Annotated in this window: 11 protein-coding genes and 1 riboswitch; all 11 genes read right to left on the bottom strand. The window is 42.0% G+C overall.

All coding sequences use genetic code 11. From position 1 onward, the window contains the following. Positions 1 to 142 precede the first annotated feature (142 nt). Positions 143 to 250: a methionine/alanine import family NSS transporter small subunit gene (locus G8782_RS16265; RefSeq protein WP_172373117.1), complete on the bottom strand. Its 108-nt coding sequence runs from the start codon at positions 248 to 250 to the stop codon at positions 143 to 145. Continuing rightward, positions 247 to 1,800 (bottom strand): sodium-dependent transporter, encoded by a 1,554-nt coding sequence (locus G8782_RS16260; protein WP_172373116.1) that lies wholly within the window; start codon positions 1,798 to 1,800, stop codon positions 247 to 249. The genes G8782_RS16265 and G8782_RS16260 overlap by 4 nt, the downstream gene beginning before the upstream one ends. Positions 1,801 to 1,975: 175 nt before the next feature. After that, positions 1,976 to 3,562: a Na+/H+ antiporter NhaC family protein gene (locus G8782_RS16255; protein ID WP_172373115.1), complete on the bottom strand. Its 1,587-nt coding sequence runs from the start codon at positions 3,560 to 3,562 to the stop codon at positions 1,976 to 1,978. Positions 3,563 to 3,693: 131 nt separating this feature from the next. Beyond that, positions 3,694 to 3,873, bottom strand: a riboswitch (Lysine riboswitch). A gap of 57 nt (positions 3,874 to 3,930) precedes the next feature. Further along, positions 3,931 to 4,707 (bottom strand): sporulation protein YunB, encoded by a 777-nt coding sequence (gene yunB, locus G8782_RS16250; protein WP_172373114.1) that lies wholly within the window; start codon positions 4,705 to 4,707, stop codon positions 3,931 to 3,933. Positions 4,708 to 4,721: 14 nt separating this feature from the next. Then, positions 4,722 to 6,113: a bifunctional metallophosphatase/5'-nucleotidase gene (locus G8782_RS16245; protein WP_216667910.1), complete on the bottom strand. Its 1,392-nt coding sequence runs from the start codon at positions 6,111 to 6,113 to the stop codon at positions 4,722 to 4,724. A 15-nt stretch (positions 6,114 to 6,128) separates the two neighbouring features. Next, a complete protein-coding gene (locus G8782_RS16240) occupies positions 6,129 to 6,953 on the bottom strand; it encodes a sulfite exporter TauE/SafE family protein (protein WP_172373113.1) in 825 nt (274 codons plus the stop codon). Between the two features lie 204 nt (positions 6,954 to 7,157). Further along, on the bottom strand, positions 7,158 to 7,577 hold the full coding sequence (locus G8782_RS16235; protein WP_172373111.1) for a DUF3221 domain-containing protein: 420 nt from the start codon (positions 7,575 to 7,577) through the stop codon (positions 7,158 to 7,160). A 154-nt stretch (positions 7,578 to 7,731) separates the two neighbouring features. Further along, positions 7,732 to 9,129: a Fe-S cluster assembly protein SufB gene (gene sufB, locus G8782_RS16230; RefSeq protein WP_172373109.1), complete on the bottom strand. Its 1,398-nt coding sequence runs from the start codon at positions 9,127 to 9,129 to the stop codon at positions 7,732 to 7,734. 22 nt (positions 9,130 to 9,151) lie between these two features. Further along, entirely contained in the window at positions 9,152 to 9,589 is a 438-nt protein-coding gene (gene sufU, locus G8782_RS16225) for a Fe-S cluster assembly sulfur transfer protein SufU (RefSeq protein ID WP_172373107.1), read from the bottom strand. Continuing rightward, positions 9,579 to 10,808 (bottom strand): cysteine desulfurase, encoded by a 1,230-nt coding sequence (locus tag G8782_RS16220; RefSeq protein WP_172373105.1) that lies wholly within the window; start codon positions 10,806 to 10,808, stop codon positions 9,579 to 9,581. The genes sufU and G8782_RS16220 overlap by 11 nt, the downstream gene beginning before the upstream one ends. Then, a complete protein-coding gene (gene sufD / locus G8782_RS16215) occupies positions 10,808 to 12,115 on the bottom strand; it encodes a Fe-S cluster assembly protein SufD (RefSeq protein WP_172373103.1) in 1,308 nt (435 codons plus the stop codon). The genes G8782_RS16220 and sufD overlap by 1 nt, the downstream gene beginning before the upstream one ends. Positions 12,116 to 12,120 lie beyond the last annotated feature (5 nt).

Here is a 12,120-nt window from a genome sequence, read left to right as displayed (position 1 = left end):
TCTAGGTGAAGGATTCACATAATTAGCGCATTTCTTTGACTGTTTTTAATGTATCACATTTACATTATCTGAACAACCTCACAGAGATTTTAGGAATCTAAAAAAAAAAGAAAGTGCCCGTTTTGTCGGGCACTTTCTCATATTATTTGCTAGCTCTTGATTTAACCACTGCGTTTACGATACTTGCCGCTAGTCCTCCCCATATTATGAGGATTCCGACGACCATCATCAATATTGCTCCACCACTCATAATGAATCCTCCTTCGTTTCTACATAATCGGTTTCTTCAATCGTGTTCTGTTTCCATTTGAACAATGTGAATATAATTCCCATTGCCAGCGCGAACAAGGCAACCGACCATCCGCCATACAAGATAAATGCATCGCTGTATCCTTCGTAGTTACCTAAGCTGCCGTCAGGCTGCTCATGTAGTTTCATCACGTTTGTGCGTATTAAACCGAACATCATATAACCGAGCACTAACGGGGTAATGAATCCTAAGCAAATTTTCCACCAAGAACGAATTTGGATGTCTGATAATGCATTTGCATGCCTTTCGAATACATCGACCTTTCTGAAAAACCAAGCGATGAGTACTACTTCAACAAGCCCGATCGCTGCCACACCGAATTGGTTGATGAAGTAATCCGCTACATCCAGGAAGAATAATCCTCCGCGTGTCGCAAACAATGTAGAAATGATCGCGGCTAAACCGACCGTGAATATAACAGACTTGCTTCTTGAAATATTAAATTTGTCAGCTATACCAGCAATATACGTTTCAGAAATAGAAATCAGTGAAGTTAGACCCGCCAAGACGAGAGACAAGAAGAACAATGCCCCGAATATTCCATTCATGCCCGGCATCTCATTAATGATTTGCGGGAAAACAACGAATGCTAAACCAACGCCAGCTGATGCCACATCAGCAACCGCAACATTAGCTTGTGTTGCCATGAACCCAAGTGCTGCGAAAATACCGATTCCGGCTAATAGTTCAAATGCCGAGTTGGCAAACCCGGTGATAAATGCGTTGTTCGTTATATCTGATTTTTTCGGAAGATAACTCGAGTAAGTGATCATGATGGCAAAGGCAATTGATAAACTGAAGAAAATATGCCCATATGCCGCGACCCAAACGGTCGGATTGGCTAACTTGCTTAAATCAGGTTTAAAAAATGCATCTAGCCCGAGCAGTGCCCCATCAAGTGTAACCGCTCGAATTACAACAAGTAAAAACACAACGACAAGCGTCGGTATGAATATCCGGTTCGCAAGTTCGATTCCTCTTTTTACACCAGCGAATAAAATAATAAAAGCAATTGCCCAAACTAGTATAAGAGGTAATAACACGCCTGGGACGAATCCACCGACATCACCCGGAGTCTCGGCTAATTTCAGTACATCGCCAAATAAGAAACTTTGCGTATCTGATCCCCAAGCCATATTAAACGAATAGACCGTATACTTCATCGCCCATGCGATGATGACAGCGTAATAGGTCGAGATGACGAATGAGACGAAAATGCCCCACCAACCCATCCATTCTGCTCTCTTGCCTCCCATGCGGAAAAAAGAAAGCGGTGCAGAGCCACGGTACTTATGTCCGATGGTGAACTCCATTATCAAAATCGGAATTCCTGCAGTAAGCAATGCAAATAAATATGGTATAAAGAATGCGCCGCCTCCGTTCTCGTATGCTACATACGGAAAACGCCAGATGTTGCCGAGTCCTACTGCGGAACCGACCGCGGCCAATATAAAGCCCGCCCGTGTGCCCCACTGTGATCGTTGTTTCATACTTTTTCCTCCCCCGTTTTGTAAAACTCGAATTCTATTTGTCTGAAGATTAAATCACAGTCTTCTAGTTTATTATAACTACCTATCTGATAATTGTCAAAATACTTTTTTCTCCATTAATACTATGAAAAAAATAAAGAAGTGATGACAAGTCATCACTTCTTTATTTTGAACATTATTCAGTTGATGGGATTTCCCGTTTATTATTCCGTAGAATCAACACCGTAAATAGAATTATTAATATAATAATTACGGCGAGTAGGCCCAACCAAATTGCACCTGTAAAACCTAAGACTAAATACCCAACACAAGCAATCGCAGCACTGATTAAAGCGTAAGGCAGTTGCGTCGTAACATGATCCATATGATTACATCCAGCACCAGTAGATGAAAGGATTGTCGTATCAGATATCGGCGAACTATGATCTCCGAAAACAGCTCCAGCAAGAACCGCGGCTAGCGAAGGCAACAACATTTCAGGCGCTGCATCGATCATAATTTGAGCAGCAATCGGAATTAGAATACCGAATGACCCCCATGATGTTCCAGTTGAGAAAGCCATCAAACCTGCAAGGATAAACATGATGACCGGTAAAAATGCCACGGGAAGGTTAGCGTTCGTCACGACACTAGACAAGTATACGCCTGTTTCTAACACCGCGATTAGATCGGTTAATGCCCACGCAAAAATCAAGATGAAGACTGCAGGTAACATGGACTTTATACCACTAACAAGTGCACGCCCCATAAGCGGATAACTAGCTGTTTCATTTTGTTTCATTTGCGACAAATACAAAATAGCAGCTAGGATTGTGCCCGCTAAACCACCTGAAAGTAATGAAAAAGGAACATCCGTATTTTCAAATATCGACCAAATGCTAATTTCCAATCCATCGGCAACACTTGCCGAGTAGCCAGTCCACACCATCATTAGAAGTGTCACGCCGACTAACGCAACAATCGGTGCTACAAGGTCTCTCACACGGCCATGAGCATGCACTGGAAAATCTTCTTTCAATTGTCCCGGGATTTCTTTATCGGGACTGTATAATTGCCCTTTTTCTGTCGCAAGTTTTTCATGTTTTTTCATTTCAAATAAGTCAATGTCGTTCCAAGCAAAGAAGAATACGATAGCAAGAGTTGCAATGACATAAAAATTCATCGGCGCCATCATGATGAATGCCGACAACGGTGAATAGCTAATCGCAGCAGCGCCACCGAAAATCAATGCAAGTTGTCCAATTAAATAAGCTCCCCAACTTGATATCGGTGAAACAACACAAATTGGCGCTGATGTTGAATCAATGAAATAAGCTAGTTTCGCACGTGAAATTTTGTGCTGATCAGTTATCGGCCGAGCTATTTGACCAACTGCAAGTGAATTGAAGTAATCGTCAACAAAAATAATTATTCCTAGGAAAACCGTTAGCAGTTTTGCGCCTCGTTTCGTTTTAATACGATGCAATGCCCATTCAGCGAAAGCCCGGCTTCCACCTGACAAACTAACAAATGCGGTAATAACGCCTAACAGAAGGATAAATAACATAATATAAATGGTATATGTATTTAAAGCGCCTTCCTCCCAGAAGGAGACGATCATCGCGTTCCATAAATTTTGTACCGATTCCATAGGTGAAAAGGATGCGGCTAGTAATGCGGCAGAAATAATTCCCGCACCGAGTGACAGCAGAACCCTTCTCGTCGCCAGCACCATGAGTATGGCAATTATTGGCGGCAGTATAGACAACCATGTTCCAATCATTCTTGATTTCCTCCGTTTCGTAAGGCGAGGTATTCAGGGAATTAAAAAACCGGTCCATTTGCATGCTAGATGCATTAGGAACCGGCTCTTTCTACGCTATCGTTGTGTTGGATAAATCGATTATCAAACGCACGATTTGTAGCTCATCATACGCGCATTCGCAGTATGACAGTGTCATCCCTATTCGGAATGACCCCAGCTTAATCGGCTTGACAAACCCATTAAACTTCGGCAAAGCTTCCTTTCACCACGGTCTTCGAATGTCTTTCTCGCGTGAGTTACTCTTAAGCAATGCAGCCTCTACCCTATCGATATTTTTTTCTATAGCTAATACTAACATGATTCATCCTATTTTTCAACTGCGCTATTTACTCTCCTGCCGGAAGCGGAACTGGAACTTCGAATGACGGAGCTCCTGCACCACCATCTCCTGAACTAAAAATATGCGGTACAGCTCCCTGAACTAAACCAATTGCAACCGGTATTTTCTGTTCAACAACACTTGTTTTTGCCGCAAGCGGAACGATTATTTGGACATTTACTCGCAGCAAAATGTTCACTTCGATATACGCATTATTAATACCGAACTCTTCAATCGATGCAGATACATTTGCTTGTACGTCCCCGATCACATGAAAGCGGATTGGTATTTTTGGTCCTAGATTCCCAAGAAGCGGTATATTCGTTGCTTGACCGATCGGGACGAAAAAGACAACACCGCCTTGATCTTCCATTTTTTCCGGATCGTATTCTATATCGTCGGTAAGCGGCAACATGTCTAGATTCCCGGCTTCGGCTTGAGCTAAATGCATCTCGACAAGATTTCGCGTATCTGCTAACACTCTGTTTATGATTTGCGTATTAAATTTAGTCGTAACCATATTCGACGTTTCCGTTGGAACATGTTCGATGATATCATTCACATCGAGGACATTTGCAATTCGCGTACTAATCGCCTGACTAATGACGTGTGATGCAATTTTTTGCGTTTGGACTTCAGCATATGAGACATATGTTGGCGTAAGTCTGATATTGACCAAATAGAAAAAGAAGACGATGGCAAATAAGATCGCAGGGATTAATAGCGGCACCCATTTTCCTCTTCGGAACTTTGATCTTCGTCTTACCTGTCCTTGAAATCTCAAAACGACTCCTCCTGCTATAGATTATGCTCAGGAGGAGCCGTTGATTCTCTGAAATATTTACGACCATAGTCACTTGCGATGTCCCGGATTAATTCGGGCATATAATAATCCTTTTTTGCGTATTTTAGAGATGGAAAAAAGAAGCCGAAAGTAAACATATCAAGTGTGGCTAGCGTATAAATCTCGCCTGGAACAACTTCGCGATTGCCCGCAAAAAGTTGCCCGTATCTATTTTTATATAACCTTTCATATAACATGGCTCCCATTAATGCCCCGCGGAATCCTAATCCCTTCACTGTTACTTTTGGCCATTCTTCATTCAACGATAAATCGAAGATTTCCAGCAATTCCGTTCCTTCAAGAGAAATCACGCAGACATTTATCGGGTGCGGCAACAACGAATGCATATCTTCTTTCGTTACCCAGCCGCTGTCAAGGCTCCCAAGAAAAATTCCGGCGTTAAACATGGCACAATCCGCCTTGGTATAATCGATCAAAGCACGACCGAAAAAAGCAGATAACGGACTCGGCGCAAATAGATTTTGCTTTAATGGGCTTGGATTGTAAAAAAGCTTTTCTTGCATCGCTAGTTTCCCGAGGTCGAGTAATTCATTAAGTTTTTTAACATCATCGTCGTTAACCGGCAAAGTTTCTGACGGATATAAAGTTGCCCTCTTATCACTGACCCGTTTCATCACTTCGTCGAACTCGATTGTGACATGGCCTGTATAGTCTCCGTACTTCTCTGTCGCCGCCAGAAGGGTATTCCCGACAAACTCTCCATCAGTGAAGAGATGATGCGTATGGGCTCCTAAAATGACATCGATGAGCGGACACTCTTTTGCTAGCTTTTCATCTTCCGCAAGTCCCATATGTGATAAACAAATAAGTATATCTGCCTTCGATGCAATTTTCTCAGCAATTTCTTTCAATTTCTCCCGCGGAGGCAATATTCTCCACCCTAAGGTAGCATAAAACTGTGTATATAATGCTGTCGCACCAATAACCCCTATTTTTGTTCCTCTATCGGTTTCATATATCTTGTATTCACTTGCCCATTGCGGAAATTCACCATCCAAATCCACAAGATTTCCGAGAATAACATCAAACTCCGCATCATCATACAGCGAGGAAAGGGCTTCTTTCGACATCGTAATGCCTTCATTATTCCCAATTGTCACCGCATCATAGCCGGCTTCATTGAGCAAGCGGATATTCCCTTTTCCTTTGGTTCCTTCAGTAAAAGGATGCGATCGATCTACATTGTCTCCGATATCGAAAAGAAAAAATGCATCTCCTGCTGCTTCATGCGATTGTCTTTTTTCAATGAGAAGCCGGTTGATTTGAGGCCAATTTTCGAAATGACTATGTATGTCATTTGTATGATAAATATGTATTGTCTCCATTATGAACCCTCCAATTCACCCCCAAATACCATCCACAATCGAACGAATACCGAGAAGGAGAAGTATGATTCGTAAAGCGAATACGAGTGTTTCGGATTTCATTTTCTGGTTTAACTTTGTCCCTAGCTTCGCGCCAATATACGCAGCCGGAACAACCGGTATCGTATAAATCCATGGTACGTTGCCAAGTGAAATATGCGTAATCGAATTCACGATGGCCGATAAAAAAACCATGAACATCGACGTCCCCACTGCAACATGAGGCGGGAATAAAAATAGTAAAATCATAGCAGGAACGATGATTGATCCGCCTCCGATTCCAAATAGTCCGGATGCGAATCCAACGCCAAATGTTAATAATAATGCAAACCAAACCGGGTAGCCATATGTATATGATGTACCAGATTCATCCGTAAAATCCCGCGTCTTTCCACGTTTGACAAACCAACTGACGGGTTTCAAATAATTACGAACGAGTAACAGTATGGATAATAGAATAAGTAAAATACCAAAATATAAATTAAAAGACGGCAGATCTAATCCTTTATTTACAAATGCACCGAGAAGCGTTCCCGGTATGCTGCCCGCAAAGAAAATGAACCCGCTGCGAAAGTCTACGGTTTTTGTTTTCATATTTGAAAGCGTTGAGCCAAGCCCCGTAAAAATCATCATGATAACTGATAAACCTACGACAGTTTGTGGCGTGATTCCAGAAATCATGCCAAGATTTACACCAATAAATAGTGTTGCTGGGACAAGAATAATCCCGCCGCCCAATCCAACGAGCGCTCCAATAACTCCTGCCGCTAATGCAATAATAGCTAATATAATAAATTCCATTACCATTCTCCCCTTCGGCATTACAATGTTGAATTCCTTATATGATTATTGAATACTCTCATCCTATCATATATTCAATGATTTATTCTGCAAATAATTGTTGAAAATCAAAAACCGACCACAAAGGCCGATTTTATTTGAAAAACTATAAGGTAGAGTAAAAAGACAAATATAGTTTTTCACTGTTTGCCTTTATATACAACCCTACTCATCATTAACTATATACACATAATAAGCTGATGTTTTTGGTGGATTTGATTCTTTTATATTATCACAATATACCCGTACTTTTTGGTTTATCTTCAAGCCATTTAATACGTTCTTATCGGCATCAGCATGCCTGTATACCATAATACGTCCCTTGCCATAATCTTCGGTTACAATTCCCGCTACTCTCCTCCATATACTGACTGGTTCATCTGCTACCCATATATAACTCATTCTTTTGGATACCACATACCCCTCTATTTCCCCTGCATTATCCGGAATTTCAGCTTTATCAATAGAAGTTCTATTTTTTGACGTGAATCCATAGATGATAACTAACAAAACCAATGTGATCAAAACATAAAATATTAACCGTTTATACGTAACCATACTTAACCAATTTCCAGTCAAGTTCATTTGCTACCTCCAATAAAATGATTTAAATTACTAAATTAAAAATCTAGCTCAAGGTATTTTGAAGTTGAACAGGATAAAACTGGCCACAAAGAAATAAATTAAAAAAACACTGACACAAGCCAATTGTGTCAGTGTTCTAAATGTTTATAAGATTTTAACCGATTGAACCTTCCATCTCGAATTTAATCAAGCGGTTCATTTCTACTGCGTATTCCATCGGTAGTTCTTTTGTGAATGGCTCGATGAAGCCTAATACGATCATTTCAATTGCTTCCAGTTCAGGAACACCGCGGCTCATTAAGTAGAAGAGCTGGTCTTCTGAAACTTTGGAAACACTTGCTTCGTGTTGAAGTGAAATGTTGTCGTTCAGGATTTCGTTGTACGGAATTGTATCAGATGTTGAAATGTCATCCATTAGCAATGCGTCACACTCGATGTTCGCGCGTGCTCCGTCTGCATTACGACCAAAATGTACGATTCCACGGTAAGTTCCTTTTCCACCGTGTTGTGAAATTGATTTAGAAACGATTGTGGAAGACGTATTTGGCGCTAAGTGCATCATTTTCGCGCCCGCGTCTTGATGTTGTCCTTTTCCGGCAATCGCGATTGATAATGTCATACCGCGTGCGCCTTCTCCGCGAAGAAGAATTGCAGGGTATTTCATCGTCAATTTTGAACCGATGTTTCCGTCAATCCATTCCATCGTACCGTTTGCATCAACAACTGCACGTTTCGTAACGAGGTTGTAGACGTTGTTCGCCCAGTTTTGGATTGTCGTATAACGGCAATAAGCATTTTCTTTAACGATGATTTCAACAACCGCACTGTGAAGCGAGTTCGTTGTGAAAACAGGTGCTGTACATCCTTCAACGTAATGAACGCTTGCGCCTTCGTCAACGATGATCATTGTACGTTCGAACTGCCCCATATTTTCCGAGTTGATACGGAAATAAGCTTGTAGCGGCGATTCTACTTTAACACCTGGCGGCACGTAGATGAATGATCCGCCTGACCAAACTGCAGAGTTCAAAGCGGCAAATTTGTTGTCAGAGTTCGGAATTACAGTACCCCAATATTTCTTGAACAGTTCCTCATCTTCTTTAAGTGCAGAATCTGTATCTTTAAAGACAATGCCCAAATCCGTCAAGTCTTGTTTCATGTTGTGATAAACAACTTCTGATTCATATTGAGCAGAAACCCCTGCTAAATATTTTTGTTCAGCTTCAGGAATTCCTAGTTTATCAAATGTACGCTTGATTTCTTCTGGTACTTCATCCCATGAACGTTCAGTTCCTTCAGAAGCTTTAACATAATACGTGATTTCGTCAAAGTTTAGTGAGTTAAGATCTCCACCCCATTGCGGTGTAGGCATGCTGTAAAACAATTCTAATGATTTCAAGCGGTAATCCAACATCCACTGCGGCTCTTCTTTCATTGAAGAAATTTCTTCAACAATTTCACGAGTCAGTCCACGCTCAGAACGGAAAACAGATACATCTTTGTCTTGGAAACCATATTTGTAATCGCCCATTTCTGGTAATTTCTTAGCCATTAACTATTCCTCCGTTCAAATTTTATTCGGAGTCTTTTCTGACCCCTTGCTCCATCGCCTTCCAAGCAAGTGTTGCGCACTTAATCCGGGCTGGAAATTTTGCTACGCCAGAGAGCGCCTCAATATCTCCTAATTCGATGGAATCATCATATTCATTTCCTAGCATAATATTCGAAATTGTGTTTGCGAGAGATAAGGCATCTTCTACCGACTTCCCTTTAATCATCTGGGTCATCATGGATGCAGACGCCATGGAAATCGAACAACCCTCGCCTTCAAATTTTGCGTTTTGAACCGTGCCATCTTCAACTTGCATCGTTAAATGGATCACGTCGCCACACGTCGGGTTGTTCATGTCGACGGTGACACTGCTTTCTTCAATTACTCCTTTATTTCTCGGTGTTTTATAATGATCCATAATCACCGAGCGGTATAACTGATCGAGATTTCTAGTTGACATCGTTAAAATACTCCTTTGCGATGCGGAGTCCGTCCACGAGGCGATCAACGTCTTCTTCCGTATTGTAAATGTAGAAGCTGGCGCGTGCCGTGGCCGATACATCTAGCCATTTCATAAGCGGCTGACAGCAATGGTGTCCAGCTCTCACGGCAATTCCGTGCATATCAAGCACGGTCGCAAGGTCGTGAGGATGGACATCGTTCAGATTAAATGTGATCAGACTTGCACGTTTTTCTGGTTCGAGTGGTCCGTAAATCGTGATTCCTTCAACTTCAGACATGCGATTCATCGCATATTCGGCAAGATGTTGTTCGTGTTTTTCGACATTATCCAAGCCGATTTCCTCGAGATAGTCAATTGCCGCACCGAGGCCAACTGCACCTGCGATAATTGGCGTGCCGCCTTCGAATTTCCACGGAAGTTCTTTCCATGTCGATTCATATAGACCGACAAAGTCAATCATCTCTCCGCCAAACTCGACGGGTTCCATCTTGTTTAACAATTCTTTTTTACCGTACAATACACCAATACCTGTAGGGCCAACCATTTTATGCCCAGAAAACGCATAAAAGTCGCAATCGAGGTGCTGCACATCAACTTTCATATGAGGAGCAGCTTGTGCCCCGTCTACAACCATGATTGCGCCATTTTCATGCGCGATTTCAGTGATTTCCTTGATTGGATTCACGGTCCCCAGCACATTGGATACATGCATGATGGAAACGATTTTTGTTCGCTCAGTGACAACTTCACGTACTTTTTCAAGTGTAATTGTCCCATCTGCCTCAAGGTCGATAAATTTAAGAACAGCACCTTTTTCTCTGGCAAGTTGTTGCCACGGAATGATATTCGAGTGATGTTCCATATGAGTAATAACAATTTCATCGCCTTCGCCGACATTTGCGCGGCCGTAACTTTGCGCGACGATGTTAATTGACGTTGTCGTTCCGCGCGTGAAAATGATTTCTTCTCTCGACTTCGCGTTAATGAAATCGCGCACCTTATCGCGCGCGCCTTCATATGCTTCTGTAGCCTGGTTACCGAGCGTGTGCACACCGCGGTGAACGTTTGAATTATCTTTTTCATAATAATTGCTGATTGCATCTATGACTTGCTGCGGTTTCTGGGAAGTTGCAGCACTATCAAGATAAACGAGCGGATGCCCGTTTATCTCTTGTTCGAGTATTGGAAAATGTTTGCGGATGTCTATGTTAAGCATTAGCGCACTTTCCTTTCAATAACCTCCGTCAACAGTTTCTTAACACCTTCGACTTTTAATTTATCGACAACTGGTGCAAGGAATCCGTGAATGATGAGGCGTTCTGCTTCTGTCTTTGTAATACCACGGCTCATTAAATAGAACATTTCAATCGGATCGACGCGACCCACTGTCGCGGCGTGACCTGCTGTTACTTCGTCCTCGTCAATGAGCAGGATCGGGTTCGCATCTGCGCGTGCACGCGGGCTCAACATAAGCATACGCGATTCTTGTTCAGCGTTAGATCCGACCGCGCCTTTAGTGATTTTGCCAATTCCATTAAAGATCGCCGTTGACTCATCTTTAACAACAGCATGTTTCAAAATCATGCCGTTCGTGTTTTTACCCCAACTGATAATTTCAGTTGTGAAGTTTTGGCGTTGTTTTCCAGTGCCGACTACGACCGTTTTCATGTCAGCTCCAGAATTATCTCCAACTAAATGCGTGATGTTTTCTGCAATCGTGTTACCGTCGTTCATCAGTCCGAGCACCCAATTTAGTTGGCTATCGCGGCCTGTAACTCCACGGCGATTGACGTAAGTTGTAAACCCTTCTGAAAGAACATCTACAGCACCGTATGTTACGTTCGAATTATCTCCCGTAAACACTTCAGACACTATATTCGCTTGTCCTTTAGCGTTTGCAACAGTCGACATGTAGTTTTCGATGTATGTGAATGAACTGTTCGCTTCAGCAACAACGATTATGTGGTTGAAAAGTGAAACTTGCTCATCGTCATGTAAAAACAGTGCTTGAATCGGTTCTTCAATAACAACGTTTTTAGGAACATATACAAAAACGCCACCATTCATAAACGCAGCGTTAAGCGCTGTAAGTTTATGTTCATCGACTTTGACACCATTCGTCATATAGTATTTCTTCACCAATTCGCCATGTTCGCGTGTCGCTGTGAAAATATCCGTTAAAATAACACCTTTCGCCTTTAAATCATCTGATAATGAAAGAAATGCAGGTGTGTTATTGTGTTGAATGTATAAGCTACCAGGTTTTTCCGCATCAAACAATTCACGGGCTTTAGCCGGTAGTTCATCTAGAGATGAGTAAACAGAGCTTTCTACCGCATGGATAGGAAAGTCTGTGAAATTCCAGCGATCAATTCTTGTTTTATCTGGTTTTGGCATTGGAAGTTGTTCCAATTTCGCAAATGCATCTGCGCGGAAATCTGTCATCCACGCTGCTTCATTCATTTTTTCTGAATAGGAACGGACATCCTGTTCGGTCAATGCCAATTTTGTTTCAACCGTCATTTTGA

It is taken from the genome of Sporosarcina jiandibaonis, from assembly GCF_013184495.1.
Classification (GTDB): Bacteria; Bacillota; Bacilli; order Bacillales_A; family Planococcaceae; genus Sporosarcina; species Sporosarcina jiandibaonis.
Note: the sequence above shows the minus strand (reverse complement) of the source record. Positions and strands in the feature narration are given on the sequence as shown.

Excerpts from the sequence above, each read along its gene's own strand:
- G8782_RS16265 (WP_172373117.1), bottom strand. The coding sequence starts at position 250 with ATGAGTGGTGGAGCAATATTGATGATGGTCGTCGGAATCCTCATAATA.
- G8782_RS16260 (WP_172373116.1), bottom strand. The coding sequence starts at position 1,800 with ATGAAACAACGATCACAGTGGGGCACACGGGCGGGCTTTATATTGGCC.
- G8782_RS16255 (WP_172373115.1), bottom strand. The coding sequence starts at position 3,562 with ATGATTGGAACATGGTTGTCTATACTGCCGCCAATAATTGCCATACTC.
- G8782_RS16245 (WP_216667910.1), bottom strand. The coding sequence starts at position 6,113 with ATGGAGACAATACATATTTATCATACAAATGACATACATAGTCATTTC.
- G8782_RS16240 (WP_172373113.1), bottom strand. The coding sequence starts at position 6,953 with ATGGAATTTATTATATTAGCTATTATTGCATTAGCGGCAGGAGTTATT.
- G8782_RS16235 (WP_172373111.1), bottom strand. The coding sequence starts at position 7,577 with ATGAACTTGACTGGAAATTGGTTAAGTATGGTTACGTATAAACGGTTA.
- sufB (WP_172373109.1), bottom strand. The coding sequence starts at position 9,129 with ATGGCTAAGAAATTACCAGAAATGGGCGATTACAAATATGGTTTCCAA.
- sufU (WP_172373107.1), bottom strand. The coding sequence starts at position 9,589 with ATGTCAACTAGAAATCTCGATCAGTTATACCGCTCGGTGATTATGGAT.
- G8782_RS16220 (WP_172373105.1), bottom strand. The coding sequence starts at position 10,808 with ATGCTTAACATAGACATCCGCAAACATTTTCCAATACTCGAACAAGAG.
- sufD (WP_172373103.1), bottom strand. The coding sequence starts at position 12,115 with ATGACGGTTGAAACAAAATTGGCATTGACCGAACAGGATGTCCGTTCC.